Annotated in this window: 36 protein-coding genes and 1 pseudogene; 23 read left to right on the forward strand and 14 right to left on the reverse strand. The window is 62.6% G+C overall.

Annotated elements, in window-relative coordinates; all coding sequences use genetic code 11:
• The first annotated feature begins 233 nt into the window (after positions 1–233).
• The 8 genes from ASF60_RS16080 (at position 234) to ASF60_RS16115 (ending at position 3,560) form a co-directional block, all read left to right on the forward strand.
• A complete protein-coding gene (locus tag ASF60_RS16080) occupies positions 234–530 on the forward strand; it encodes a hypothetical protein (RefSeq protein ID WP_056187049.1) in 297 nt (98 codons plus the stop codon).
• 10 nt (positions 531–540) lie between these two features.
• The gene (locus ASF60_RS16085; RefSeq protein ID WP_056187051.1) at positions 541–720 is read left to right on the forward strand and encodes a hypothetical protein; all 180 of its coding nucleotides are present in this window, start codon (positions 541–543) and stop codon (positions 718–720) included.
• Positions 720–1,175, forward strand: coding sequence for a penicillin-binding protein (locus ASF60_RS16090; RefSeq protein WP_244478462.1), 456 nt, complete (start codon positions 720–722; stop codon positions 1,173–1,175). Before ASF60_RS16085 ends, ASF60_RS16090 begins: the two co-directional genes overlap by 1 nt.
• A gap of 188 nt (positions 1,176–1,363) precedes the next feature.
• Positions 1,364–1,681, forward strand: coding sequence for a hypothetical protein (locus ASF60_RS16095; protein WP_156634160.1), 318 nt, complete (start codon positions 1,364–1,366; stop codon positions 1,679–1,681).
• A 60-nt stretch (positions 1,682–1,741) separates the two neighbouring features.
• Positions 1,742–2,212, forward strand: coding sequence for a hypothetical protein (locus ASF60_RS16100; RefSeq protein WP_056187062.1), 471 nt, complete (start codon positions 1,742–1,744; stop codon positions 2,210–2,212).
• Positions 2,209–2,496, forward strand: a complete 288-nt coding sequence (locus ASF60_RS16105) for a hypothetical protein (RefSeq protein WP_244478463.1) — start codon at positions 2,209–2,211, stop codon at positions 2,494–2,496. Before ASF60_RS16100 ends, ASF60_RS16105 begins: the two co-directional genes overlap by 4 nt.
• On the forward strand, positions 2,493–2,672 hold the full coding sequence (locus ASF60_RS16110; protein ID WP_056187069.1) for a hypothetical protein: 180 nt from the start codon (positions 2,493–2,495) through the stop codon (positions 2,670–2,672). The genes ASF60_RS16105 and ASF60_RS16110 overlap by 4 nt, the downstream gene beginning before the upstream one ends.
• 117 nt (positions 2,673–2,789) lie before the next feature.
• Positions 2,790–3,560 carry a GGDEF domain-containing protein gene (locus ASF60_RS16115; RefSeq protein ID WP_056187072.1) on the forward strand — a complete coding sequence of 257 codons (771 nt, stop codon included), beginning with the start codon at positions 2,790–2,792 and terminating at the stop codon, positions 3,558–3,560.
• 427 nt (positions 3,561–3,987) lie between these two features.
• Here the strand turns inward: ASF60_RS16115 and ASF60_RS25770 are convergent, their stop codons facing one another.
• From ASF60_RS25770 to ASF60_RS23885, 3 genes are all read right to left on the reverse strand, one after another.
• On the reverse strand, positions 3,988–4,350 hold the full coding sequence (locus tag ASF60_RS25770; RefSeq protein WP_244478464.1) for a ribbon-helix-helix domain-containing protein: 363 nt from the start codon (positions 4,348–4,350) through the stop codon (positions 3,988–3,990).
• 35 nt (positions 4,351–4,385) lie between these two features.
• Complete coding sequence (locus ASF60_RS16130) at positions 4,386–5,126, reverse strand: nucleotide-binding protein (RefSeq protein ID WP_244478465.1); 741 nt, start codon at positions 5,124–5,126, stop codon at positions 4,386–4,388.
• 897 nt (positions 5,127–6,023) lie between these two features.
• Positions 6,024–6,908, reverse strand: coding sequence for a LysR family transcriptional regulator (locus tag ASF60_RS23885; protein WP_082508010.1), 885 nt, complete (start codon positions 6,906–6,908; stop codon positions 6,024–6,026).
• A 249-nt stretch (positions 6,909–7,157) separates the two neighbouring features.
• On the opposite strand from ASF60_RS23885, the gene ASF60_RS16140 reads away from it, so the two are divergent.
• The 4 genes from ASF60_RS16140 to sorB all read left to right on the forward strand — a co-directional run bounded on the left by ASF60_RS16140 (position 7,158) and on the right by sorB (position 11,033).
• Positions 7,158–8,546 (forward strand): MFS transporter, encoded by a 1,389-nt coding sequence (locus ASF60_RS16140; protein ID WP_056187145.1) that lies wholly within the window; start codon positions 7,158–7,160, stop codon positions 8,544–8,546.
• A 62-nt stretch (positions 8,547–8,608) separates the two neighbouring features.
• Positions 8,609–9,466: an amidohydrolase family protein gene (locus tag ASF60_RS16145; protein WP_056160302.1), complete on the forward strand. Its 858-nt coding sequence runs from the start codon at positions 8,609–8,611 to the stop codon at positions 9,464–9,466.
• A gap of 35 nt (positions 9,467–9,501) precedes the next feature.
• Positions 9,502–10,695: a SorA family sulfite dehydrogenase catalytic subunit gene (gene sorA, locus ASF60_RS16150; RefSeq protein ID WP_056187088.1), complete on the forward strand. Its 1,194-nt coding sequence runs from the start codon at positions 9,502–9,504 to the stop codon at positions 10,693–10,695.
• 11 nt (positions 10,696–10,706) lie between these two features.
• Positions 10,707–11,033 (forward strand): SorB family sulfite dehydrogenase c-type cytochrome subunit, encoded by a 327-nt coding sequence (gene sorB / locus ASF60_RS16155; RefSeq protein WP_056160309.1) that lies wholly within the window; start codon positions 10,707–10,709, stop codon positions 11,031–11,033.
• 48 nt (positions 11,034–11,081) lie between these two features.
• Here sorB and ASF60_RS16160 read toward each other — a convergent pair whose 3' ends face one another.
• Positions 11,082–11,360, reverse strand: coding sequence for a hypothetical protein (locus ASF60_RS16160; protein ID WP_244478466.1), 279 nt, complete (start codon positions 11,358–11,360; stop codon positions 11,082–11,084).
• A 132-nt stretch (positions 11,361–11,492) separates the two neighbouring features.
• Between ASF60_RS16160 and ASF60_RS16165 the strand changes: the two genes are divergently transcribed.
• Positions 11,493–12,542, forward strand: coding sequence for a YeiH family protein (locus ASF60_RS16165; protein ID WP_056160311.1), 1,050 nt, complete (start codon positions 11,493–11,495; stop codon positions 12,540–12,542).
• Between the two features lie 177 nt (positions 12,543–12,719).
• On the opposite strand, the gene ASF60_RS16170 is transcribed toward ASF60_RS16165, so the two are convergent.
• A complete protein-coding gene (locus tag ASF60_RS16170; protein WP_043768345.1) occupies positions 12,720–13,472 on the reverse strand; it encodes an IS6-like element ISMex25 family transposase in 753 nt (250 codons plus the stop codon).
• A gap of 695 nt (positions 13,473–14,167) precedes the next feature.
• On the opposite strand from ASF60_RS16170, the gene ASF60_RS16175 reads away from it, so the two are divergent.
• The 3 genes from ASF60_RS16175 (at position 14,168) to ASF60_RS16185 (ending at position 16,075) form a co-directional block, all read left to right on the forward strand.
• Positions 14,168–14,845, forward strand: coding sequence for a PAS domain-containing protein (locus tag ASF60_RS16175; protein ID WP_162241328.1), 678 nt, complete (start codon positions 14,168–14,170; stop codon positions 14,843–14,845).
• Between the two features lie 107 nt (positions 14,846–14,952).
• A complete protein-coding gene (locus ASF60_RS16180) occupies positions 14,953–15,408 on the forward strand; it encodes a hypothetical protein (protein WP_056187094.1) in 456 nt (151 codons plus the stop codon).
• Between the two features lie 124 nt (positions 15,409–15,532).
• Positions 15,533–16,075 (forward strand): hypothetical protein, encoded by a 543-nt coding sequence (locus tag ASF60_RS16185; protein WP_156634162.1) that lies wholly within the window; start codon positions 15,533–15,535, stop codon positions 16,073–16,075.
• A 91-nt stretch (positions 16,076–16,166) separates the two neighbouring features.
• Here the strand turns inward: ASF60_RS16185 and ASF60_RS24580 are convergent, their stop codons facing one another.
• The gene (locus ASF60_RS24580; RefSeq protein WP_156634164.1) at positions 16,167–16,394 is read right to left on the reverse strand and encodes a hypothetical protein; all 228 of its coding nucleotides are present in this window, start codon (positions 16,392–16,394) and stop codon (positions 16,167–16,169) included.
• 165 nt (positions 16,395–16,559) lie between these two features.
• Between ASF60_RS24580 and ASF60_RS24585 the strand changes: the two genes are divergently transcribed.
• From ASF60_RS24585 to ASF60_RS16200, 6 genes and pseudogenes are all read left to right on the forward strand, one after another.
• On the forward strand, positions 16,560–16,802 hold the full coding sequence (locus ASF60_RS24585) for a hypothetical protein (RefSeq protein WP_156634166.1): 243 nt from the start codon (positions 16,560–16,562) through the stop codon (positions 16,800–16,802).
• A 341-nt stretch (positions 16,803–17,143) separates the two neighbouring features.
• On the forward strand, positions 17,144–17,314 hold the full coding sequence (locus tag ASF60_RS24985) for a hypothetical protein (protein ID WP_162241329.1): 171 nt from the start codon (positions 17,144–17,146) through the stop codon (positions 17,312–17,314).
• Positions 17,315–18,839: 1,525 nt separating this feature from the next.
• On the forward strand, positions 18,840–19,319 hold the full coding sequence (locus tag ASF60_RS24590) for a Crp/Fnr family transcriptional regulator (RefSeq protein ID WP_156634167.1): 480 nt from the start codon (positions 18,840–18,842) through the stop codon (positions 19,317–19,319).
• Positions 19,320–19,347: 28 nt separating this feature from the next.
• A partial coding sequence (locus ASF60_RS25360) for a helix-turn-helix domain-containing protein (RefSeq protein ID WP_210168782.1) occupies positions 19,348–19,539 on the forward strand: 192 nt, incomplete at its 3' end.
• 1 nt (position 19,540) lies between these two features.
• Positions 19,541–19,779: pseudogene (locus ASF60_RS26265) on the forward strand (helix-turn-helix domain-containing protein); the annotation flags it as partial.
• 32 nt (positions 19,780–19,811) lie between these two features.
• Positions 19,812–20,051 carry a DUF6894 family protein gene (locus tag ASF60_RS16200; RefSeq protein ID WP_056187107.1) on the forward strand — a complete coding sequence of 80 codons (240 nt, stop codon included), beginning with the start codon at positions 19,812–19,814 and terminating at the stop codon, positions 20,049–20,051.
• Positions 20,052–20,089: 38 nt separating this feature from the next.
• On the opposite strand, the gene ASF60_RS16205 is transcribed toward ASF60_RS16200, so the two are convergent.
• The 4 genes from ASF60_RS16205 to ASF60_RS16220 form a co-directional block, all read right to left on the reverse strand.
• Positions 20,090–20,437: a hypothetical protein gene (locus ASF60_RS16205; RefSeq protein ID WP_056187111.1), complete on the reverse strand. Its 348-nt coding sequence runs from the start codon at positions 20,435–20,437 to the stop codon at positions 20,090–20,092.
• Positions 20,438–20,539: 102 nt separating this feature from the next.
• The gene (locus ASF60_RS23890) at positions 20,540–21,046 is read right to left on the reverse strand and encodes a helix-turn-helix domain-containing protein (protein WP_082508012.1); all 507 of its coding nucleotides are present in this window, start codon (positions 21,044–21,046) and stop codon (positions 20,540–20,542) included.
• Positions 21,028–21,297: a BrnT family toxin gene (locus ASF60_RS16215; protein ID WP_056187117.1), complete on the reverse strand. Its 270-nt coding sequence runs from the start codon at positions 21,295–21,297 to the stop codon at positions 21,028–21,030. Before ASF60_RS16215 ends, ASF60_RS23890 begins: the two co-directional genes overlap by 19 nt.
• Before the next feature lie 72 nt (positions 21,298–21,369).
• A complete protein-coding gene (locus ASF60_RS16220; RefSeq protein WP_156634171.1) occupies positions 21,370–22,089 on the reverse strand; it encodes a hypothetical protein in 720 nt (239 codons plus the stop codon).
• 302 nt (positions 22,090–22,391) lie between these two features.
• Here ASF60_RS16220 and ASF60_RS16225 point away from each other — a divergent pair, with 302 nt between their 5' ends.
• Positions 22,392–22,874 (forward strand): hypothetical protein, encoded by a 483-nt coding sequence (locus ASF60_RS16225; protein ID WP_156634173.1) that lies wholly within the window; start codon positions 22,392–22,394, stop codon positions 22,872–22,874.
• Positions 22,875–22,895: 21 nt separating this feature from the next.
• Here ASF60_RS16225 and ASF60_RS16230 read toward each other — a convergent pair whose 3' ends face one another.
• The 4 genes from ASF60_RS16230 to ASF60_RS16245 form a co-directional block, all read right to left on the reverse strand.
• Complete coding sequence (locus ASF60_RS16230) at positions 22,896–23,171, reverse strand: hypothetical protein (RefSeq protein ID WP_244478467.1); 276 nt, start codon at positions 23,169–23,171, stop codon at positions 22,896–22,898.
• Between the two features lie 656 nt (positions 23,172–23,827).
• Complete coding sequence (locus ASF60_RS16235) at positions 23,828–24,034, reverse strand: hypothetical protein (protein ID WP_056187132.1); 207 nt, start codon at positions 24,032–24,034, stop codon at positions 23,828–23,830.
• 102 nt (positions 24,035–24,136) lie between these two features.
• Positions 24,137–25,336, reverse strand: a complete 1,200-nt coding sequence (locus ASF60_RS16240) for a hypothetical protein (RefSeq protein WP_056187135.1) — start codon at positions 25,334–25,336, stop codon at positions 24,137–24,139.
• Positions 25,333–25,548: LacI family DNA-binding transcriptional regulator (locus ASF60_RS16245; RefSeq protein WP_082508013.1), on the reverse strand; the 216-nt coding region annotated here is incomplete at its 5' end. The genes ASF60_RS16245 and ASF60_RS16240, both read right to left, overlap by 4 nt.

Below are 25,548 nucleotides of genomic sequence, written 5' to 3' on the forward strand. Positions count from 1 at the left end.
GAGGCGCAAGCCGCCCTGCTCCGTCTCAAAACGGCTGACGGTGTACGGCGCCACCTCGGCAAGTTCTGCAATCTCGCGGACCCCAAGCCTCACGGCCGCCCGTGCCATTCGTAGCTGTGCTGGCGTCACTCTGTACCCCGTACCAAAATGTCTACACAGGGTGTTGACATTAACCTAGGCCCCTGTCCTAGAAAGTTAGCACAGAGTGCAGCTTTCGCAAGACGCGGTGCCAAATGTCCTTCACCCGCAAAATCTCCTGGACCGCCGCCACCCGCGACATGCGGAACGATCGCGTCCAGCTCCTCGCCGGCTTCCTCTCGGCCCGCGCCATGGTTGAGTGCTTCGTCAAGACCCGCCGCCCGCTCGTAGTCGCTGGCAAGTTCGATCGCGCCGCGATCATGGCCCACGCCGCTGCCGCCGCGAAGGCTCACCAGATCCGCACCGGCTCCACCTGGGCCGCCGCGATGTCCGTCTCGCTCAAGGCTGCTTGGCAGGTTGCCAAGGCCGCCCAACGCGCCGCCGCTCACTGAGGTCCGGCCGATGATCATCGAAACTCTCGCCAATCAGTTCTTCCGGGTCCGCGAGACCGGCGACCCGAGCGCCGCGCACGTCTGGCTCGGCATCGAGGTCAAGCGCGTCCGCGGCGCCTACGTCCCGAAAGCCAAGGCCCGCGAGATCCTGGTGCGCAAGCTCGGCACTCGCATGGTTGAGGCCGCCTGATGGCCTCGCACGCTCTAACCCGGCGCTCGCTGTTCGGCGGCGCCTTCCTCCTCGGACCGCTGATGCGCGGCGGCTTCGCCATGCCCTCAGACCCGCTGCTGGTCGCCATCCGCATCACGGATGCCGCCGACACCGCACACCGCGCCGCTGGGCTGGTCTCGGCCTCTCGGCTGGCCGGTGGCGTCCTCTCCCCTGAGTGGCGCGCCCATCGCATCGAGACGGCGAAGGCGCGGTTCACTGCTCGCTCTGAGCTTCACGCCCTGACCCCGACGACGCGCGAGGCGGCTATCGCCCTCGTCCGATACTACGGGGACCGGGTGAGCCACGCCCATCCGACGAGCACCCGAGGGGCCGCCCGCGCCGCGCAACGCCGCCTGCGCGAAGTCTTCGCCCGTCCTGGCGCCTACCCGCTGGACTGCGCCGTCTGGGCCTCGCTGCCCATCCCGGCCGACTGAGCGCCTGCGCCTCCCGGCACCGTCCCTTCCCTCTCCTGACCACCCCAAGCCCCGGAGCCCCGGTTATGGCATCGACCTCGCACGCCCTCGTCATCGAGCACGTCCCCTTTCACGCCGACCCCATCCTCGCGGCCATCGACCACCACGACGAGGCTTGGGCCGTCTAGCAGTCAGCAACCGACGCCCTGGTGGCGCGCCGACACGTCGAGATGGAAGGCGCCTTGGCTCGCCTCCTCGCCACGCCCTGCGCGACGCAGTTCGGCGCCCTCGCCCTTCTTCGTCACCTGCGCTGGCACATTCAGCACGACGGCATCACCGATGCGGCGGTGCTCGCCCGGGCCTCAGACCTGGCGCTGTACCTGCGCCTCGACTTCCCGGCGACCGAACCAGCCTGTGCGCCCCTCGTGCCGGCCCTGCGGCTCCTAAGCGGCCTCGGTGAGGCGATCGCTGCGCTGTCCCTGATATGCGGCGGCCTCGTCGTCATCGGCCTCGCTACGCTCGCCTAGCTTTTCCCGAACCCCTTAGTCACTGAACCCCTGAAACTCTGAAATTTGGAAACTCTTACCATGCGCAACTCCTTCGCCCGCCTCGCCACTCGCGACACCGCCCGCCCCTCGCTGCGCGAGCGCGCCGCGTCCCTCAAGGCTTCGGCCTCCCGTGTGATCCGCCGCAAGCCGGCTGATGCTGCCCCGGCCGCGCCGGCCACTGCGCGGACTGCTGACCCCATCCTGGCGGCCATCGCCGAGACCCGACGCCTGACGATGGCCCGCACTCGCGCTTACAATGTGGAACTGCCGGCCGGGGAACTGGACCCGAGCCCCGAACAGAACGCGGCGACCGATGCGTTCTTCGCGCACGTCGATGGCGTGCTGCTCAAGACGGTCCCGACCACGGCTGCCGGTTGCGCGGCTCTCGCGCGTTTCACAGTCGAGTTCCTAGAGGACGAAAAGTTCCCCCTCGATGAGGACGAGGCCAACGAACAACACGTCCGCATCCTCGACCTGATCGCTCGTAGCCCGATGGGGCTGATCCGGTGAGCAACGTTCACACCTTCGCCCCTCGTCGCCCAGTGGCTGCCCCTGTGGCGCTGCTGGTGCCCTCCTCGGCTGAAATCCGGCGCCAGATCGAGGACGCGGCGCAAGCGGCCCTCGACACCGCCGACCGGCTGATTGCCCTCCTCGACCAGATCGAGGGGGACACCGACCGGGAGGACGGCGCCGACGCTGAACCCTCCCTCGGCGCTCCTGAGAACCACCACGCGAGCCAAGTCGTCTGGCTGCGCGGCTCCTCCTCCGACGCCGAACAGGACGCCACTCGATGAAGACCCGGATCGCCATGCGCGCTGCTTTGGCGCTCGGCCTGCCCGCGGTTGCCCGTGGCCTCGGCCGTCTCAAGTGCCTGCGATGCAAGCTCTTGCCGGAAGCCGGGCACGAAGCCGGGCGCGGGAACGTTGTCACGGCAACCGTCCTCGTCGCCCTCTATGTGGTGGCCTGCTGATGCGTCGAGATGCGATCCATGAAGAAGGCTTTAACGCACGCCATATAAAGTTCACCGAGCGAGGCGATGGTTCTTGTGGCCGCGGTGGCGAATAATGGAACATGCAGAGCCGCGCGGATGCAGTTCGAGATCACACCTGAGCCTCCGCCTAAGGTACCTCGTCGCAAGCTCATTGATGCGATCCTGCTCGTTGCTGCCCTGCTTGCCGCTACCTTGGTGGCGCTTGAGGTGGACCTGTTCCTCAATGCTGACCATCACTCGGCCGAAGAGATCCGCCTTGAAACGAACGAGGCCCTCCTTCTAGGAACGCTTCTCAGCGTCGGCCTTCTGGTCTTCTCGCTCCGTCGCTTCAACGAGCAGAAGCGGGAACTGAAGCTTCGCATTGAGGCCGAGATCCGAGCCCGCAAAGCGCTCGAACTTGCACTCCTTGATCCTCTTACAGGCTTAGCCAACAGGCGGCACTTCGACGAGATCTTCAACGCGGCAGCTGCACGGCGCTCGCCGGCAACGGGCCACGCTCTGCTTCTCTTGGATCTCAATGACTTCAAGGGGATCAACGACACCTATGGTCATCAGATTGGAGACCAGGTGCTCAGGGTCGTCTCTGAACGCTTGCAGGCGGCAGTCAAGGCGGGGGACCTCGTCTCACGTTTGGGCGGCGACGAGTTCGCAATCGTAGCCCTGGAGATTGGCGGAGAGGCCCAGGCGGAAGCTCTTTCGTCGCGCTTACGCGAGGTCATTGCCCAGCCCATCAGCATCGAAGGGCAGATCCATCGCGTCTCTGCCAGTGTGGGCTTTGCCATCTTCCCGAAGGACGGCATCGCGGCACCCGAAGTCTTCCATCAAGCCGACGCCGCGCTGTATGCGGCAAAAGCCATAAAGGCATGAGCCGCGAACGCCTCTATCCTCCCGACTGGCTCGACACCGATACGGCCTCGTACATGGTCAGCATGTCGGTGGACACGTTCACACGCCGCGTAGAGGACGGGACGCTGCCGAAGCCTGTCGTGCTCGGTGGCAAGCGTCTCTGGCATCGCGGCAGACTGAGCGAGGCGTTGGACCGCCTGGACCCTGCCTTTGCGAGCAAGGACGACCCAATCATGAGGTCGATCATGGAGCAAACGAAGGACAGGGAGAGGGAGCCTTCACCAAGGCGAGGGAGACTGCCGGGAAAGAGAGCGCTGACCCCGAGATCCCCGAAACTTTGAACCGCTTAAAACCTGAAATTTTGAACACCTGAAAACCGGGTTTGACGTATTCCGTGGCTCAGCGTTTCGGCAGATAAGGGTACGCCGTTAGCGTACCCTTATCGCGTTCACTCTGCCTCGATGCCTTCCGTGCCGCGCTCGCCCGTACGACGCTCCACGATGGGCGGCTGCTGATGCTTCAACAGGGCATCGTTCAACGCCTCGACCATCAGCGCCTCCAGGCTCAGATCCTTGTCGGACGCGAGATTGCGCAGGGCCATCCATCCGCGCTTGTTGATGCGAACCTGAACCGTTTTCATGTCCTGCGGGGCTCGCCGCGGCGTCGGCACCCGCTTGCCGCTGGGCGCAGATGCTTGCGGCGCTGCCGGGGTGTCTACCGGCGGCGTCGGTGCCGCCTCGACCTGGGGCGCGGGCTGCGCTGCCTTGGGGACTGCAAGGTGCGTGAGGGTGGGCCGCTTAGGTGCCGCCATCGTTCGGGCTCTCAGGGTCTCAGAGTTTCAGGGGGTCAGGATTTCCGGGGGAAGCTCTCGGCAAGCTTCGTAACTGCCGACCACATGGCCGCGATCTCGGAAGCCGCTCGGCCGTCAGGGTCATACTCGGTCACACTCTGGCCGGTGATGAGCGCGTGCGAGAAGCTGGCCCGTTGCGAGACCTGACCAGGCAGGACGGGCGCGCCCATGCTCGTCAGGACGATACGGGCCTCCGCAACCACGCTTGGTTCGTTCTCGCGCGTGATGGGCGGGGCCGCATTGATGATGCAGGCGATGGGGGCTTTCAGGGCGCGAGCCATGTCCAGCGTCTTGCCGGCGGCCTTGAGATCGAAAGGCCCGGGGCGAACCGGAACGACGGTCACACTGGCCCGGCTCATAAGCGAGGCCATCAAGGGGGCATTGTGGGGGGCGCTGTCGATGATGACCCAGGCGACCCCTTCGCCCTCTGCCGTGTCCAGTATCGGCCCGATGCTGGTCGCGTCGGCTTGGACGAGGAGCGGCGTATCGGCCTGCCGGCTCGTGTACCAATCGGTAAGCGAGCCCTGCGGATCGGCGTCAATGAGGAGCGTTTTGCCCTGCCGTTCGGCCAAGGCCCCGAAGTGCGCGCAGATCGTGGATTTGCCGGCGCCCCCTTTCTGGGTCGCGACGAGGATCACATGCATAGGGGTCGCGTCCCGCGTCGGGGGTTCAGGGGTCCAGACATTCTGGCGTTCACGGCTTAAGGATTTGCTGACGGCCTGAAGCTCGGAAACCATGACGGCCGGGGTTCGCGCAAGCGGGAAACACGGAAGGCCCGATTTGCATGTTTCAGTGTTTCAGGTTTTCGCGAATTCAGTTGCGCCAGGGCTGCGATCCTTTAACTTCCGATAACCGTTCTTCTCGGAAGTTTTGATAGCTGTCCAACGCCTATGGGAGGTCGCTTCTGACGGCCAGCCTGAGCGTTCGGGCAAGCCCTACCCGACGAGCCGCAGCTTCGCTTGGTTGGACTGCCTTACGACCCCGTGTCGTGCAGTACCAATCGCTATCACGGTGGCTCGACAGCCTGTCTCTCCGCGCTGAATGGATCTGGCCGCTAGCCTCTCTATGCCGCTGATGGATTGGGGGAGACCCAAGAGACGGCGGTAGGTGTCGATGCGGCGTAGAGCCCAGCGTGCCTCGATCGTGGATTGGGCACCGTACAGACGCTCCGCGAAGCCGAGGAGAACATCAGCGTCTCGCAGCGACAGCAGGGCCAGGGTGCGCAGCGTCGGAAGGGTTGGTTCGAACTGAGGCATTCCGCGGTGAACCGTGACGCTTGACCGCTGGGTCCCTCATAAGTTCGTGGCGACAGCGGTATGCCTAATGATCGATGAAGCCTCCGACACCGGCTCTGATCCAAGCCACTGCTACCGCCAAAGCGCCCCCGCTGTCGTGAAATTTGAACACCGTTTTCACGACACATGATTTTCGGGCTGCCTTTCCCGACATGCGCCTAGAGGGCGTGGGCTTCGATCAAAGACAGATTTCTGACTGTCGGGAATACGGTCGTTTTATTTACAAAAATAATTCCTGCGCTCGAAGCAGAGGAAATTAGCTTTGTTTTACCTGCACGATCTTTTCATAGTCATCAATAAAAACTTCGATTTAAATATCGATGCATATGAAAATTTAAGCTATAAATTTATTAGCTTGTTGAATGCAATTGTCGCTGGATTAGAAAGGCGTCCTGACACACTCAGCCGCCATAGAACCCGCTCGATCCGCAGATCGCGGATCGGGACGACGACTATTGTACCGACGGAAATCTGGTCACGAATTGTAGCGACCGAGACCATTGCTACTCCAAGGCTGCTTGCCACAAGTTGCTTGATCGCCTCTGTGCTTCCGACTTCAAGTCGTCGAATTGGGCAGATTTTATTAGCACTTAATGCTTCGGATACGATTTCCCGTGATCCAGAGCCTGGCTCCCTGACGATAAAGATTTCTTCCGAAATGCGTGCGGGATCAATTGGCTCAGCTGCCTTCGCGAAGGTGTGCTCCGGTGAGGTGATTAAAACCATCTCGTCCTGACGCCAAGCTTCGCTGACAATACTCGGATCCTCAACGGGTCCCTCAACCAATGCGACATCGATTGCATGCTCAATCAGAAGGGCAGCAATAGCTCGCGTATTGGCACTAATAATGCTGAGTTCAATACCTGGATACGCGCGATGAAAAATGCCGAGGTAAGTTGGGATCATGTAAGTTGCGATTGTGGTGCTTGCGCCGATCCGTAGCATCCCGCTCCCGAGGCCCCGCAGAGCGTATAGTTCCTCTTCAGCTGCCCTCTCCATGGCGAAAAGAGTTCTGGCATGTCGCAGCAAGGCTTCGCCCTCCCGAGTCGGGCGGACACCTCGAGCGCCACGGTCAAGCAGTCGACATCCCACCTGCAGTTCAAAATCCCGTACCCCTTGCGAGATTGCGGGTTGGCTCACGTGCAGCTCCTCAGCTGCTCGGGAGAAGCTGCCAGTCTGAGCGACGGTCGCGAAGAAACGCAGGAGGTGGAGGTTGAGGGCCATAACCACAACTTATAAGGCCAAAATAGAATTATATTAGTGCAAATCGTGGAAAGGGGAGCAAAGTTATCCTGCAGGACGAGCAAAAATTAGAAAAATGATGCCGCCTCGAACTCGTTCGGTCTGATTGGATGAGGGGCTGTTTACACGCTCAAGAAAGTCCAGGCGGCGTTCGCGGCGTACGTCCTGGACGCCAACGAGGAAACGTCCAGGAGACACGCCATGCACCTTGCTACGGACCCCCCGATCGGTATGGGGATCGAAATCACCGCTTCAAACCAAGCCGCTGCTGCTGCCACGGCCAACATCGCCGGACGGCTGGAGCGGCTGCCGATGTCGGCGTACCAGCGGAAGGTGTTCGCAATCATTGCCTCCGCCTGGCTGGTCGACCAGGTCGACGTGGCGCTGCTCACCTTCTTGCTAGGTTCGATTGTTGTCGCCTTCGGGCTCACGCCCACTGAGGCAGGCCAGCTCGCGGCGATGACCTTCGCAGGTCAGCTTCTCGGTAACATTGTGGCGGGCACTGCCGCCGATCGCTTCGGGCGCAAGGCCGTATTCCAGGTCACGATGGTGGTCTGGGGACTTGCCAGTCTCGCGGCTGCGGCGGCCTGGAGCTTGCCGGTCCTGATGGCCTGCCGCTTCCTGATCGGTGTCGGGGTCGGCGGCGAGGCCCCGGTCGCGCAAGCAATGGTCTCGGAGATTGTGCCGGCCAACGTGCGCGGCAAGTACATCGCCTTCATGGAGGGCTTCTGGGCCATCGGATACGTGCTCTCCGGTGCGATCAGCTTCTTCGTGCTGCCTTATCTCGGCTGGCGTTGGGCCTTTGTGATTGTGGGCCTGCTTTCGATGGTGGTGCTGTTAGTGCGCCGCTCCATGCCAGAATCCCCGCGCTGGCTCGCTGACAAGGGCCGCCACGCTGAGGCCGAAGCCGTGATGACGACGATGGAGCGGGAAGTTGAACGCGCCACTGGCCGGCCGCTACCGCCGGTAGCGCCGTCCCTTGTGGACGCAGTCACGGCGCCCGTACCGTATCAAAACCCAATCGCGACGCTGTTCTCGCCTGAGTACCGCCTGCGCACGGTCATGGCCTTCGGAATGTGGTTCTTCGCGTTGATCGGCTTCTTCGGCCTCAACTCGTGGATCGCGGTGCTCCTGAAGGAGCGTGGCTTCTCGATCGTCAGCTCGGTCGGTTTCGTGACGCTGATCACGGTGGGTGGCATCCCCGGCTTCTTCACTGCGGCGCTACTCTTGGAGAAGATTGGGCGCAAGCCCACTACGGCGGCCTTTCTTATCTGTTCGGCGATCGCTGCATATTTATACGGTAACGCCGTCGATCAGACTTGGCTGTTCGTCTCGGGCTTCGTGATGCAGTTCTTCATGTTTGGTATGTGGAGCTGTCTCTACGCTTACACGCCGGAACTCTACCCCACCCGTGCCCGGGCGACGGGAGCTGGTTTCGCTTCGGCCTTCGGGCGGATCGGCGCCATCCTTGGGCCCATGATCGTGCCAGTGCTGGTGCAGAACTACGGCCCCGCCACTGCCTTCCAGGTCGGTGCGGGTGGCTTCCTCATCGCAGCTCTCCTCGTCCTGACGCTTGGCGTCGAGACGCGCGGCAAGGTGCTGGAGACGGTCTCTCACTGATCTGACCAACCTGGCGCTCAGGATCGTGCGCCGGGTTCCCCCTAACAAGGAGTGAAGAAGCCATGCCGATCGTAGACATGCGTAGCCGCCCGACCTTCCTGCACAAGTTCTTTGGTGGGGCGCCTGACACTCCTGAGTACGGCGTTGTGCGCTGGCTGAACGGGCGTGTTGGCGGCCGCGAGATCGACCACTTTACCCGAGGGATGACCGTTGAGGGCTTTTCTGCGGAAATGGACGGGGCTGGCATCGACGTCGCCGTCATGGTCGCCCGCTCGGTGCCGGGCGTGCGGATTGCCAACGACGACCTTGCTACGGTCGCTCGACACAACTCGAAGCGGCTGGTCGGTATCGCCTCAGTAGACCCAGTGGAGCTCGGCCGTGATGCTGCCGTGGCCGAGGCCCGCCGCGCGGTAACCGAACTCGGCTTCAAAGGCGTCAACCTCGATGCTGGCTTCTACGGAGAAGCCATGCGCGCCGACGACGAGCGCCTGATGCCGCTCTACGAGCTGTGCCAGGAATTGGGGGTTCCAGCTTTCGTGATGTCTGGCCCGACGACGCCCGACTTGCGCCTTAACGACCCGCTCGCGGTCGATCGGGTGGCGAAGACCTTTCCGAAGCTGCCGCTCGTGTGCTGCCACGGCTTCTACCCGAACGTCGCCGAAATGGTGACGGTGGCTTTCCGCAACGAGAACGTTTTCGTCTCGCCCGACATGTACACCTTTGCGCCCGGCGGCGGCCTCTACGTTGAGGCGGCCAACAGCTTCATGCGGGATCAGTTCCTGTTTGGCTCCTCCTTCCCGTTCAGGCCAATGCGGCAGGGCGTGGAGGATTTCCGCCAGCTCGGACTCTCTGAAGACGCACTCGACGCTGCACTCTGGCGCAATGCAAACCGGTTGCTGGGGCTCGGCCTCGGCGCCTGACCACCTCCGAAGCTGCTTTTCAAGAGAGGTGTGCAATGAGGAAAGAAATTCCCAGACGTGAGGTCCTATTCGGCGCAGGCGCCCTAGCGCTGGTCGGACGTTCGGTCCTCGCGGCCGAGGTCGGTCTGCCCTTCGGCAATGGCGAGCGCCCACTGGTGGCTTATCCGGGCAAGCGCCCGCTGTTGCAGATGACGGCCCGGCCGCCGCAGCTCGAGACGCCGTTCTCGGTCTTTGACGAGGGGGTGATCACTCCGAACGACGCGTTCTTCGTGCGATATCACCTCGCCGACATCCCCACAGAGATCGACCCGGACACCTTCCGCCTCGCAGTACAGGGTCACGTCGAAGCGCCGGTTTCACTCGCGCTGGCCGATCTCAAGGCAATGCCGCAAACAGAGGTCGTCGCGGTCAACCAGTGCTCAGGCAATTCCCGCGGCTTCTTCGAACCACGTATGGCCGGTGGCCAACTCGCAAACGGTGCGATGGGCTGTGCGCGCTGGACCGGCGTGTCGCTGAAGACCGTGCTGGATAAGGCGGGCGTAAAGGCGGGCTCCGTCCAGGTCGCGTTCGAGGGGCTTGATGGACCTGTGATCCCGGAGACGCCGGACTTCGCGAAGGCCTTGAACATCGACCACGCTCGCGACGGCGAGGTGATGCTGGCTTGGGGGATGAACGGGCAGGAACTGCCTTGGCTCAACGGTTACCCCTTACGCCTCGTCGTGCCGGGGCTCTACGGCACCTACTGGGTCAAGCACCTCAACGCGATCACCGTACTCGACAAGCCGTTCGAGGGGTTCTGGATGAAGACCGCCTACCGTATCCCCGACACGCCCTGCGCCTGCACCGAGCCCGGCAAGGCGGCAGCCAGCACCGTACCGATCGGGCGCTTCAACGTGCGCTCCTTCCTCACAAACCTGATCGATGGAGCCAGCGTGAAGGCGGGCTCGACGCCGCTGCGCGGCATCGCTTTCGACGGCGGCTCCGGCATCAAGACGGTTGAGGTCTCCGCCAACGATGGGGGAACCTGGCTGCCTGCCAAGCTGGGTCAGGATTTTGGGCGTTACGCCTTTCGGGCCTGGACCCTGGACGTCGACCTTCCCGCCGGCTCCCACATCATTCGGGTCAAAGCGACGGCTAACGATGGCACGAGCCAGCCGATGGAACCGCGCTGGAACCCGGCCGGCTATATGCGCAACGTGGTTGAGAGCACCCGCGTGCGGGCGGCTTGAGGGAGAATGGGATGACGCGATTTCTTGTCACCAGCATCGCACTCATACTCGCTGCCGGCACGGCCGTGGCCGAGCCTCGGAGTTACGCGCTACCCGAGCCCACGGCACAGCTGCGAGCACCCCAAGGTGGGACGGACACGACTCACATAATCGGCTTCGAGGCGGCGCAAGCCAACTGCATGAGCTGCCACTCCGTCGACTACATTGCGATGCAGCCGCCAGGGAAAGGCAAGGCGTTCTGGGAAGCCGAGGTGAGTAAGATGATCAAAGTCTACCATGCGCCGATCGCTGAGGCCGACGCCAAGGTCATCGCCGCTTACCTAACAGCGACCTATTAAAAGCTTCTACAGCCCAGCATTCGCGGGTTGGGAAAAATAGCTCAGGCCTCAGATCAGAGCCACGACCTTTGCGGCGTACGAGGCGACCGTTTGAACCACAGGCAGGTCAGCGGCGTAGATGCGTCCAGCCAGGATCAGAAGCGCCAAGCTCCAGAATATCACACCGCCGATTCGGCGAGCGGTGTGGTCGCCCGCGGTAGATCTGTAAGCGCGCGCAACGCCCTCGGGGACCGGCTCGCCGAAGGGATCGAAAGTGATCGGTGATGACCACGTGTCAGGAGTGTTGCGCATGACAAGATATGTCGCGCCCAAGGCCGTCTCAAGCAAGGGAGGGGTTTTCCGAACTTCACTCCCTCTGGAGAGAGTACTTCTCCGCAATGGAGAACCAACGAACGTTTTCTTCCCAACACGCCTCAAAGCCGCATCGTGAGCCTAGACGCATCCCAGAAAGCCCCCGCAATGGCAGTGCTCCGCGAAAAGCCTGTCTCGCCGGCATCGGTTCTGCCTGGCATTGGCCTGTGCGTAGTGATCACGCTCATTGCCATGGCCGCGCAGGCCTTGGAAGAGCATGTCTCCGGTCACCCTTATGTTGAGGCCCTGGTGTTGGCTATCCTGCTCGGCATCGCAGTGCGCACTGCCTGGGCACCCGATGCGCGCTTCCACACCGGCATTGCCTTTTCCGCCAAGCAGCTTTTGGAAGTCGCCGTTACCCTGCTTGGAGTCTCGCTCAGCCTTGGCGCGATCCTCGCTTCTGGCCCGGCGCTCTTGGGAGGTATCGTCGGAACGGTGATCCTCGGCATCGTAACGAGTTTTCTCATTTGCCGTGCGTTCGGCCTGCCCGCGCGCATGGCTATCCTGGTGGCCTGTGGCAACGCAATTTGTGGCAACTCAGCCATCGCCGCGGTCGCGCCGGTGATCGGGGCTCAAGCCAAGGACATCGCCGCTTCGATTGCCTTCACGGCGGTTTTAGGTGTGCTCATGGTGCTCGGGCTGCCCCTGTTCGTGCCGCTGGCCGGGATGAGCGATAACCAGTATGGGGTGCTGGCGGGGCTGACGGTCTACGCGGTGCCGCAAGTGCTGGCAGCGACCGTGCCCGTGAGCCTCCTGAGCACGCAAGTTGGCACGCTGGTTAAGCTCGTACGCGTTCTCATGCTCGGCCCCGTCGTGGTGGCCTTTTCACTGATTGCCTCGCGGCTTCCGGTCGAGCCCGGCACTCCAACACGGAAGGCTGGGCGGCTCGGCCTCACCAAGTTGGTGCCATGGTTTATCCTCGGCTTCCTGGCGCTAGCGACTTTGCGCTCTCTCGGTCTGATCCCGGACGTCGCGGTGAAGCCGCTGACCCAACTCGCGGGGTTCCTCACCGTGTTGTCGATGGCCGCTCTTGGTCTTGGCGTCGATGTCCGTGTGCTTGCACGCGTCGGTGGGCGCGTCACGCTCGCTGTCACTGCATCGCTGGCTGTTCTGATCGGGGTCAGTCTGTTGCTGATCCGCGTGCTCGGCATCACTTGAACGACGCACCGTCAAAAGTCGCTAGGATGGCTACTCAGGCGCACAAGAGGCAGTGAGGTCGCGTTCCTGGGACACGAGCAGGGATGCCGCACCAAGCGTCGGCCTGACGCAAGGGCTCCAGACGGGCCTGTCGCGAACTCAGTGTCAGGCCGCGGAAGGCTCTCTACCGTTCTGCTTTCACGCTTTGTTCGCCTGCGGAAGCCCAAAGCAGAGTGCGAGAAGACGGTTCTGCTCGCGGACCGTCCACGCGCCGGCGAAACCGAAGCCCTTCCGCAGCCAGAGCATGGCCTCGAAGCCGCAGATCGTGCGTCGCGCTGTATGGAAGGAGCGGAAGCCGCCGATCCGGGGCATGTTCTTCTTGACCCGGAAGTGGTCGCTCTCGATGCCTTGCTGCAGATGTTTGGTGACGTAGTGGAGCGGCGCGTGGGGCAGAAGACTATCGCTCTTCGCAGCCACGATCGCGGGTGGATAGGTGCTGGCACCATCCGTGCCGATCCGATCGGGCGCAAGAAGTGGCTGATCCGCCAGCATCTTACGGAAGAACCGCTTGGCCGCGTCGAGATCGCGGTTAGCGGTGAGGAGGAAGTCGACTGGGTTGCCGTGCTTGTCGACAGCTCGGTAGAGGTAGCGCCACTCACCACGCACCTTGATGTAGGTCTCATCGATCCGGATCGACCCGCAGTGCGGCTTGCGAAATTGGCGCAGCCGCTTCTCGATCAACGGCGCGTAGGCGAGCACCCAACGGTTCAGGGTGCTGTGGTCCACCTCGACCCCGCGCTCCAGGAACAGCTCCTCGATGTCACGATAGCTCAGCGGGTAACGCAGGTACCAGGCGACGGCCTGAACGATCAGGGCCGCCTCGTAGTGCCGGCCCTTGAAATCGGCTTTGGAGCGCTGCTTCAGCTTCGCGGCTATGGCGGACAGGATCATGGGGTGGCCTCCGAAACAGGAGGTGCCATGCGGGCTCTATGGTCAACGCGGGGTAAACGCCACGGGTTTGCGACAGGGCCGCATGTCCAGGAGATTGGCGAATTCAACCCAGGCTACCTGCAGCCTGCATCGGGGGCCAACGTCCGCTTCTGAGGATTGGCTGAACCGCTCTCCACGGCGTTATTGGGTCGGTATTTACCCCTCTGCCTTACACGAAGTTTAGGTCTGCTCCAGCCGTCACATCTCTGGCGTTAGGCCCGCATCAGCCGAGCCATCAGCCGCCTCACGAACAGCTTGCAGGCATCGACGGCGCTGCTCTGGGTCTGTGATCCGAGAGTAGGCTTCGAGCAGCTCGAGGCACTCACGGCTGAGTGCTATGTCGAAGGCCCCAGCAGAGGCACCTCCTTTTGGAGTACCGGAAGGCGGCAGAGGTACCTCGCTGAACTCGTCGGGCGAAATCCCAAGCTGCTCGGCGATTTGCTGCTGGAGCAGCTGACGGCGGCTCGGTGGAATAGGGCTCGTCGCCACACTCGCATCAGGAAAGCTAGAGTAAGCGGCTTCGATAGGGTTCAGCTTACGGCCCACATCCTGTCCCCAATAGTATGCTCCAGAAACCCGAACTGCGCGCATCGTAGATTGGAATGTATGTAAGAAGCGTGGCTGTATCGTGGCCACAGGGGCAGACAAATTACCGCATGTTAACTAACCTTAAAAAGGTCTCACATTCAAGTGATGGACTAAATAACGAAGGTTTGGAGGCAGTGGTGCGGCACGGCGGGGCAGGTATGGCCAAGGCTTCGCAGATCCAGTTGCAGGCTGCGATCGACGCGTCAGATGTGATCGGGCGTTGGGATTGGGATATCCCCAATGACCGCTTGTACGCAGACGCAACGGTTGCTCTGCTCTTCAGCGTCGAACCTGCTGCGGCGCAGGGCGGGGTGCCGCTGAGCCTGTTCCTGAAAGCCATTCATTCTGAGGACAGAGCGGAAGCCGCGGAAATTATCGCGAAAAGCGCAAAGGCGGGTCGCTCCTACGTGCAGGAGTATCGCGTTCACTCGGCCGATGGCACCATGAGGTGGGTTTTGGCTCGCGGTCTTATCGAGTTGGACGAGATAGGCCAGCCTCGGCGAGGCACCGGCTTCCTGATCGACATCACGCAAAACCGGGCTGAGGAAGCCGCTTATTTGGCTAGGATGCCTGACCGCGCAAGCCACCCCTTGGAGGACGCTGCCGAGCATTGTCTTGCCGCTCGAGGCGCCATCCAGAAGCTCGCTGAACCTCTTCTGCAGAACATGATCGACATGCTCCTGCTGGAGCTTGGACGTCGCCTCTCGAAATTAGAGAATGACCGGCTCCGTACGCTCATGAACTGATCGTCCCACAGATTGCCGCGGATGCCGCCCGCCAAGGGGCTCCGGTTGCCTGGGGTGGGTCTTTCGCGCATTGCTGGGCAGTGAAATCATACACTTAGGGGCAGGAGATGGGGCGCGGGCTCGGCAACCGGCAAAAGCTGATCCTCAAGGCGTTGCGTGCGCTGGAAGGGGAGCACGGGGCCTGCTGGTTTGAGCCCTTCGACGTGATCGCCGCGACGCTCGACATCGAACCCACGCCAGAGATGAAGCGGGCGACCCATGCCGAGCGGGCGGTTGATGCCCAACGTGCGGATCTGCGCCGAATGGCTGCCCTCGGCTCGCCTGGGCACATCGAACAGCTCGCCCTCTTTGAGCACGGGCAGCGGCAAGCGGAGGCCGCCCGGGGGAACGGCAATGAACGAGTCCGGCCGAACCTGCTGCGGGGCAAGCCTCGGGCCGGGGAGGGCATGAACCCGTCGCGGGCCCTGGCGCTCCTCGCCCGGCGGGGCCTCGTCCAGCGGCGTTCACACTGTGGACCGGGATCGCTCGTCGCCCTCACGGAAGCCGGGCGCGCCGTGCGTTGAAAACGACAGGTTCGGCAATCGATTTCGTAGAACCGGAGCGAGGCACATGGGCGGGATGGGTAGCGGTCTAACCGGGGGGCGGCCAACCGTCGAAAGCTGTCTGCGCTTGCCCCTGTCGAAGCTGATGAGCGTCCGACAAGGGGCGTTTGGCTGGTCCGGCGACCTGGTGCATGGGGGCGCCTTCCCGCACGTCGCAAAGCGGGTCCGGTTCGACATCGACCTGCGCAAGGACGGGCTATCGGGTGACGTGGTGCTGACCCATGACGCCCCCGTACCTGGGGGAGTTGCAGAACACTCCTACCGCGTCGGTATCGAGGCCGTGGCGATGCCGCTGGGCGGCTTCCGTTGGTGGTGGTCCTGCCCGTGGTCGGGCGTGTTGTGCGCGGATCTATTCCTGCCGCAGGGTGGCGCCCGGTTCGCCTCACGGAAGGCGCATCGCCTCGCCTATGCCGTCCAGAGGATGACGCCGCGCGATCGGCAGATTACCCGGCTGCGTCGACAGCGGGTGCGCCTCGGGGGCTCGGTCAACGTCCTAGCGCCCATGCCGAACAAGCCGAAGTGGATGCGCTGGCGGACCTACGACCGGAAGCTGGTCGCGATGGGTGTCATTCGAGCGAGGGTGATGAACGCGGCCGATCGGGAGGCGGCATTGGTCTTCGGTCTGTGACAGACTACGTCTGGCGCATGGCACCGTCCGCTTGCAACCCTTTGTAGAAGCCGGGAACGGCCGCTTACAGGCTGCTCAGCGAGGCAGTGGCCTATGACTGGGGTGGGTGGAAAGCAGGGTCAGCACCGTCTCTGTGTACGTCCTCAGCTTCACGGAGCATCTTCTCTCGGCGAGCCTCGCGCTGGCTTAATTCTTGCCCGACCTGCCACAGGAGAGCACGTGTTATAGCAAGCATCACGGGTTTACCGATGTCGACGACCGCTTCATGAGCTTTGAGGCAGGCATCTGCCATGGCTTCGAAACGTTCGTCGTCGTTCATTTTATCTTGAGCCTCCGCTTCCTCAATTAAAAAACCATCTTATGTTAAAACATACAAGCGTGGCAGGAAGTATTCATACGCATTCTGGAACGGATTGTAATTTTGATCAGACCGTGCGTTACATTTTTGTACGGATACGTACAATTCAGAACGCCAGAGCAGCCGATGTCCAAGCTCGATGATGACGATGGTGCCGCTTCTCGTGCGGCAACGACGTTGAGCAGGATCGCCTCTGCCCTCGGATGCCCGGTCTCTGCGTTCTCTGAACAGCCTTCAAGCACTTTCGCAGAAACACATGAGCTGCTGCGGCTCTGGTCACTGATCGAGCATCAGCAAGATCGAGCTAAGGTGTTGGCCTTCATCCGGAACGCAGCCGTCTCCGCACCTCTTATGAAGGCGGCCGAGTAGTAATCCTATTCGCGTAAGCGATCTCACAGTCCGGCGTTTCTTGAAGCGCTCGTTTGCCGTCTGAGATGGTACGTCGGTTTCTGGATCAAGAGCTACGGTCCGATCGCCACCCTTTACAGACCCCGGAGAGGGCTGCTTCCCGACTTCAACGCCTCTGGCTTCCTATCGTCCGGCAGGATGCGCCGGAGGTGATCGTGAACGACCCCAGCGCTGAACGGCTTCTCGATGAAGCAAGCCGTGTCCGGCAGATCACCTGGAGCGGGCGTGTGGTGGCCTGAGGCCACCAAGATACCGATGTGCGGGTGCTCGGAGGCGGCCTTACGGGCCAGCGCGAACCCGTCATGTTGGCCGCTGAGGCCCACAGCTATGAACAGCAGGGCGAACTCTCGGCCGTGCTGATCGAGCAGGTGCATGGCCTCATCACCTGTTACCACATCGAGCACCCGGAAGCCCGCATCCTCGAGGATGGCCACAGCGTCCATGCGCACGAGCACATGGCCTTCGACGACTAGGGCGTAGGGAGGGGAGGATGAGAGAAGCCGGTCCATGAAGCGGTACGCTCAAGAAAGCGAATGGCTCCCGTGCAAGGTTCAATCCCGTGTGATTTATGTTAAAAAAACGGGCGGCCCGATGATTTTGTATTGATGGCCATCCTCCAAACTTAGAACTACCTGAGCCGCTGCGAAGATAAGGACAGTTCCGTATTCATAATACGCGACGGGCGAGGGATTGCGCCCGCTCCCGGGCCTCAAATCGTGGGTCTCACGCAGGATTACTCGGAGGCGGAATGTCCCCTTCAGGGCGAAGGGTCCGTTCTCCTCTCAAAGCAGCCCTTCACGCGCTCATGCCGGTTGAGCTCAGGTCTAGGAGTTTTCGGAAACCCTGATAAGGGCCTGCACTCACTGATAATACAGGGCGGAAACAGCTAGCCGGTGCCCCCTGCTGGCCGCGGACAGAACCGCAGCGCTGAGCTACGACCCTTCTGAGTTTCGACAGCAATACGCGCCCGCGCGCGAGGGACCGCCTGTTAAGGATTGCTAAGGTTGGGCGGGCATTTCGCGACCAGTACGCGCGGGCGCGCGAGGGCCGGATTGTTGAGGATTGTTGAGGTCTGCGCTTCCCCGTATCTACGGGGCGAATACGGGGCCGGCCAAAGCGTTGCGATTAGATCGTTCAAAAATGCCGACGTGGGACTTCAAGCTAAGCCCTCGACAGGCTCGGCCGGGCTGCTGTCAGGAGGTAAGTCTTTTGCAACTTGGACGCGGGCAAAGTCTTCGGCAAGCACTCGGATTTGTTCAAAGGCCAGCCGTTTGATCTCGTCACTTGAGCGACCATCAATGGGGACTACGACGGACCCTGTAAGACGCCCGGCGCTCGTCAAGAGCGTGAAGTTGAACCTGCCTGAACGGCTGCGCTGAACGACGTAATGCGGTTTTTCCATATCCTGCCTTCGCCATGCGCCGTGTCAGCCGCTACGGCAGGGCAGTCGCTACGGTTTCAGTTTAGCTGCAAAGGGTATGGAAGCGGACACTTCACCCTTCCGATACGCTGCGCCTTGTAAGCGCCATGGGGCGGTGGCGAAGGCATTCGACCTGATCGCGGGGGCCGTCAGCGGCAGGTGCAGCCTACGGGGCACGGGATGCCGGCCGGCGGGCTCTGACAGGAGGCGTTGCAGCGTCGCGGGCTCGGCAGTCCTTCCAGGGTGGGGCGCCGACCATACGGGCTCTCGCACAGCCCCTCGAAACCAGCCCCTCGAAACCAGCCGATACGCTACAGGCGGGGATGTCCGCTAGTGTCCAGCATTTGAGGCTCATTGCCAGATTTCTGATTGGCATCGGGTAGATTGCGCAATTCCGTACGACCTGAGCCAATATCTAGCTGGGAACCCGATAGGTAATCCGCTTGGGCTGAGGGCTACTGGCGCTGTTGTTAGCTTGGTATGACGGAGGGAGTAATGTTCCCGAGCCGAGCGCAACCTTCTGCAATCTCACAGCTTAGGTCGGCATACTGACTGTGGGGCATGGCCCGGGAGGGCTCATGCTCAATCCGTTCATCCAAAAGCTCGGCCGCCGTTTCTCGCTCTCCGGGGAGGACGAGAAAGCCCTTACGGGAGCAAGTGCGCATCTGCGCAAGGTTCAGTCTCGAACAGCCCTCATTTTAGAGGGGGACGTGCCCGATCACGTCCACCTGATCCAGAGGGGCTTCGCCTGCCGTTATAAGGTTCTTGCAGGCGGAGGGCGGTCGATTGTTGGCTTCCTCATCCCGGGAGACTTCTGCGACCTGAACGTGTCGATCCTCGGCGAGATGGATCACAGCATCGGAACGATCAGCTCCTGCGACGTGGTGCGTATCCCGCGTCTGCGACCTGAACGTGTCGATCCTCGGCGAGATGGATCACAGCATCGGAACGATCAGCTCCTGCGACGTGGTGCGTATCCCGCGTTCGGTGATGAATGGCCTCTGCGGGAAACATCCGGGCCTGAACCGTGCCTTGCAGTGGGCCGGCCTCGTCGATGAAGCAATCCTCCGGGAATGGCTGGTGTGCATGGGCCGTCGTTCGGCCGATGAGCAGGTCGCACACCTGTTCTGCGAGYTCCTGATCCGCCTTCAGGTGGTGKGGCTTGCGACGGAGAACAGCTATCCGCTCCCCCTGACCCAACTCGACCTCGGCGATGCAACCGGGCTGTCGAACGTCCACATCAACCGGGTGCTCCAGGAGTTACGACGTTTGGGGCTGNGGCTTGCGACGGAGAACAGCTATCCGCTCCCCCTGACCCAACTCGACCTCGGCGATGCAACCGGGCTGTCGAACGTCCACATCAACCGGGTGCTCCAGGAGTTACGACGTTTGGGGCTGGTGGTGTTCAAGGAGCGACATGTCACATTACCTGACGTAGCGGCCATCAAGAGCTATGCGGGCTTCAACCCGAACTACCTGCACCTGCATCCCAAGACACCGCCTTACTCGGCTATGTGAGATAGCTAATTGTTCTTACGGGTGGAGAGCCCATGCCTCGCTACTTCTTCGATATCCATAATGGCCAGACACTTCGTGACGATGAGGGCATGGACCTCGCTGGCCCTGAGGAGGCTGCTCGTCACGCAAAGTCGGTCCTGCCCGAGATCGCGGCGTACGAAGTGCCTAAAGACGGCGAGCACCAAGCCTTCTCGGTTCTGGTGACGGATGAGGATGGCCATCCCATCTACTCGGCCGCTGTGACCTACACGGGCACATGGCTGATCCGATGATGGAGGCCCCGTCTTCTGAAGCCATCAAGTCACCGACGCTAAGTGCCGAGCACACCCGCGACCATGATGCCCGCGAGGAACAGGGCGCCCACAAATGCGAAAGCACGGTCGGCCTTGCGCTGGCCGCGTGAGAAAATGAAGGCGTGCAACAAGGCATGGACAATCGCTCCGCCCATGGCCTGCGCTCCAAAAGCGACCATGAACACGTCGAACCCTGAGACCAGGGGGCGGTTAAGCGAGAAGTAGACGAAGGCTCCGAGCGCCCCCAGGTATGCGAGCAGCCCAAGAACGAGCGACCACGGCGGTTCGCCGTCGCGTTTCTCGATCTGCGTCCCTTTCCACGCCAGGGCGAACAGAAAGACATTCAGGATCGTCGCGGCTGCCATCGGCGGATAGAGCGTCGCTAGGGTTAACCGCTCTCCTCCTCGGCGCGAATGGCCGAGATGGAGTGCTGGCAGCCGCGGTACAATCTGGGTCGGGTAACAAACCTAAGCTCGGTCTTTCGCTTCTGTGGCCTTCCCTGAGAGCCGGCGAGGCTTTCCTTTGGGCTTGGCGGGCGCCGCAACGGCATCCCTTACCACCTTGCGGGTCGCTTTGATCTTTGTGATTTTCTTGAAGGTGCAAGCATCAAAGGCAACCGTTTGCGGGCGCGTGGCGCCGGAACGCAGCGCACGCAAAGCGGCTTCCGGCTCGCGGTACAAGATCGTCAGCAGGGACGCTGCGGCGGGGTCAGGCGCTTTCCGGCCTTGTTCCCAGTTCCGATAGGTCGCTAAGGGGACGCCAAGCACCTGCGCGAACCCATGTTGCGTCAGGCCCAAATTGCTCCGGATTTCCGCGGGCGGTGGTACGAGGCGATAGCCCACGGGTGCCGTATCTGGGTCTTGCCCGTCCTCGATCGTGTGGCGTCGGATATCAGCTTCCGTCGTGGCGTCCAGCTTCTCGCGGTCCACCTGTGGCCGGTTGGTACGAAGCTGCTCTAAGCTGATGCGTGCCATCGTTGGCGCTCCTTCCGGTTGGCGCGGCGGGCCGAGATGATCCAGCGCACGGGGCCGCGATCCGTGAACGTGATGTGGTAGATATCGCCCTCGATCTCTCCGAGGGCGTTGACGCGGGTTTCTCCGTAGTCTTGGCGCTCGTCGGTTTGGTGCAGGGTCCGGCTGAGAAAGACCAGCACGGCGAAATCGAACCCGAACCCACGTTCCCGCAGGTTGGCTTCCGATTTCTCGTCGTGCCAATCGAACTCCATAGCGCAATGTACGCCCTGGGCGCACTTGGGGCAAGGATGGCTTAGGTGATCTGCGCTGCAAAGGCTGCCGGCTCAAGCAATTCCCTTGCAGTTTGCCTTGCCCCTCTCGATAGCCCCTTGCAGGTTCTCTGCTGGCCTCGTCGTCCCCGTAGTTACCAACCTTCTATCCGTGGTAGGCGCAAATCTGCCCCCTATGCCGTTCGTCCCAGATTTGGCCTGCGAGGCGCCCCGCTTCATCCAGGCTAGCCATTCGCGGTCGACGACGCGGACAAGGTTCGGAAGGCTCTTGGCGCCCGTCCTGCGCCTTTCGTGGATCTCGACCATCCCTAGGCGTCGGGCCTGCCGGAGTGCGCCCTTGGCGAGCGTGCGAGACACCCCGGCTCGGGCCGCGATGGCATCGAGACACAGGGCGCACACCTGGCGGGCCTGAAACTCGTCCGCGACGATGCGGAGCACGGCCAACTCGCCCGTGGTGAACCGTGCTGCGAGGGCTGACGGCATGGGGCCGGACGCAGCGAGGCGTCTGCGGCGCTCGATCGCCAAGGATCGCTCAGGGGGCCGCTGGCGCTTTCGCTTGGGAATAACCCCCACGGGGAGGGAGCCCCGGCCAGCGGCCGCCTGAACCGCCTGAATGGCCGTTCTGCGTGCCTGGATCGCCTCGACCAGCCGGCCTGCGTCCTCGTCGCTGATCTGGCCTGCCGCAACGCCTGCCCATAGGGCGCGCGTCAACGCGTCGAGCGCAGCACCGTGCGCCCGGCCGATCCCCTCGGCCATCTCCTCAACCGTCATCATCCTCGGTCCCATGCGGGCCGCAGGCAGGCGCAAGGCACGACTTCTCGATGCGGGAATTGGCGTTCCCGCTTGACACCCAAGGGCGCCGTATGGCTTGTGAGGGATTGGAAGCGGCCTCACAGGCCCATCGATTTTGCGGCCCTCCAGATTGGCGTCTGGGGGGCCGTAGTCGTTTCAGGGTCTATCTCGCGGCGGTGATCTCTCCTGATACCGGCTTGCGAAGCACCCCTGAGGGCGAACGCAGCCAGACACGCCATGTCGCGTGGCGGACATGGTTAAGTCAACGGCGGCAGGGAGCCTCCATGGCAGCAATGACCGCTCGCGAGTTCGCTGACGAAATCGTTGCGCCGACAATCCGGGATTTCATGGAGACCCCCGACAGGCGGCGAGCGTACCTGGCCTGCATCGTGACGTACCATCTCGGTGACTACCTCAGCCTTGCGGCTCATGCGGATGCCAGGGCCGCTCTCGGACTTCCGTTCGTTGCATTCGAGCGCATGTGCAACGCTGCCAAGCATCGCGAGGCGACACGGGGCAAGGCCACCCGGATGGCATCTGGCTCCGATACCGTCCGGCCCGTATCCGGCTTCGGCGTCAGCGATTGGGGGGACACCCGCATCGGCGACCGAGGCGGGGTCTATGTCGAGCACGACGGCCGGAAATACGACATGCTCGACCTGTGCTTGATCGTCGTCCGGCACTACGCGGATCGGTATCAGGACGAGTTGCGGGGGAGCGCGGTCACACAATTCCGCTGGAATACGAAGGTCTATCCGGCCTCGTAGGGGGCAGGTCCGCTACCCGCGTCACTTCCCAAAGCGCCAGATTGGGACCGCACCCGCAGGCCGCCCGGGCGTGTCGCGGTAGTAGGTCGTGTTCACGAAGCGCATGCGGGTTTCAGCGATCGCGGACACCCGCTCGGTGCCGAGTACCAGGGCGCCACAAAAGTCGGGACGGATGGTTCCGGCCTCAGGATGCACCCCGAACACGTCCAGCGTCGTCCAGCCCAGGGCGACCGCCTCGTCAGCCCAGCGGTCGAGGAAATCGACGCACGCCTCGTGCGCGCCTCCCCAAGATTGCAAGGTGTAGCCAGGACACGGGACAACGCTCTGTCGGAGGTCAAGGAAGCCTTGGCGCCAGAGCGCGGGGTCGGCAGGAACGATCTTCGGTTTCGCTGAGGCTGACATGAGGTCCGGCGGCTATTGCGGGCCGGACGGGATAGGGGAGCGGCTTTGCCTTCGCCAGGGGCAAGCCTGCCCCCGCCGCCCGATCTGCTCACGGGACCGGCGGGGTAGGATCGTTCATCTCACGCTGAGCCGATACGCATCACAGTGGCTCGCCGCTAGGATGGCTGAGACGGGTTAGCCGGATCTCACGCGCTCCAAGGCAGCACGGGCTCAAATCGGGATTGTTGTCAGGCCAGACGGCCTGTCCAATCGCCCGTTTCCCGTCAGGCCCCTCGGTCAAACTGGCCCATTTGGCGCGGATTGAGGCGTAAAACCTTCATATCGCGTGCGCGCGCCCGCTACGCGCGTGCGTGGAGACGGGAAACGGGCCGCCCGTGGCTCCCAGGAAGCCTAAGGATCTTGATGGGTAGTCGGTGGGATTTCCAGGTCTCGGCCGTCCTGGGGCATCCTGGGCGAACCTGAGGGCTGTTTAGCGGCGTGGCGCCCTGTCATCGCGACGAGAGGGGNGGTCTCGGCCGTCCTGGGGCATCCTGGGCGAACCTGAGGGCTGTTTAGCGGCGTGGCGCCCTGTCATCGCGACGAGAGGGGAACCGGATCACTTCGCAACCGCCCTCGACGGGCTCAACGGTGTAGGACTGGCCGCGCACGGCGCCTGCTCGCTCCTCCTCGGCAGCCTCTTTGCGTGCGTTTGGCCCGAACCCCTTGGGGAACGCCTTCTCTAGAAGCTCCAAGGGCCAATAGTGCTCGATCTTCATCATGGCCGGCGATCCTTGATGTGTTCGGCCGTGAATGCGGCCCCGAGCGGAGCGAGGGTCACACAAAGAGTTTCTTTGAACCATCGTTGAGAGATCATTGAACCTTCATTGATCTATCGTTGATGCTACAGGCGAAGTGTCTGCTACATCACGAGGTTTTGCTAACTGCTCAAAAATCGCCGCATGTTCTGTGCTTCCGTGAAGGTAGGCCCGAGCCCATGCGCCGGTCTTCGTCGTGTTCGCGCGATGGACTGGCCGGGCGATGCCAACGAGCTGCACGCCGAGGACATGGGACCGCACCGGGCAGAGGACGACTTGCGAGGCTTCTAGGTTCGTCTCCGCGCGCTCGATCTGGGCTGAGGACATCATGCGCAAGGCCGCTTCGCGAGCCGCAACGGAAACGCGGCGTTCCTCCTCGGTGCCCCCTCTGAAAGGAAGGGCATGGATCGGCTGCGCGTCGGGGCTTTCGCTCTCGCAAAGGTACGAGACGACTTCGACTAGGTGCGCGTCACGCAAGGCGTCCCAGGTGGCCCAAAAATGCCGGCTGCGTTCCTCGATGTCGCCCTGCTTAAACGGGTCTGTGAGGGCCGACCAATTGCCTTGCGTCCCCAGCGATGCAAACCCCCAAACGGTAAAGCTGCCCCATCGCCCGACCTCAAACCGCCGAAACCCTCCGCAGATCATGTCGCGTGGGATGCCGCCTTTCTCTGGAAGGTCGGTGACGCGATAGGCCGCTAGAAGCATTTGCAGGGCGCGGGGATCTCCGATCTGCCGCAGGCGAGCCAAGGGCGCGTCCCCCTCGCGGAAACCGTCAACCAGGCTGTTCGGGAACCATAGATATTCGGGGTCGGTCGCCCTGAACTTCGCCTTACCTGCTGGGGCTTCCGTCAAGACGAGGGCGCCGCGGCGGCTAAGGCCATAGGCAATCTGATAGTCTGGATCAGCGCCGGTCAGGATCGGTTCGCGCTTGCGCTTCACGCGGGCCAGGACGGCGCTTTGCCGGTCTGTCAGGGCACCCGCCTTGTATTCTCCCCAAGGGACAAGCTTGCGTGTTCCGGCCTTGCTCGGGGGCGTCAAGAGCCCGGCGTTTTCGAGCCCCTTCAACGCGGCATCCGCCCGGCCCCGCGATAGGCCGAGCTTGGCGTGAATAGCCGTCATGCCAGCCTTAGTGCTGCTGTGGTTCGCCCCCGCCGCATAGCGAGCGAGGACGAGATACGCGACGCCGAGGCTGAGCCCGTCCTTGTGGCGGCTGGCTGCCTCGACGCATCGCTGATCGACGGCGAAGAAGTTGCCGCGGCCGGTCACTCCATGCCGCCCTTCGGAGGCACCTCGTAGCAGATGCACGCACGGCCCTGGTCGTCGGTCGTGAATTTCACCCCTAGGCGCTCCAAGGCCGCTTTCAGCTTCTCGGCCGTATCGAGGCGCAAGCCGCCCTGCTCCGTCTCAAAACGGCTGACGGTGTACGGCGCCACCTCGGCAAGTTCTGCAATCTCGCGGACCCCAAGCCTCACGGCCGC

It is taken from the genome of Methylobacterium sp. Leaf113 (genome assembly GCF_001423325.1).
Lineage (GTDB): Bacteria > Pseudomonadota > Alphaproteobacteria > Rhizobiales > Beijerinckiaceae > Methylobacterium.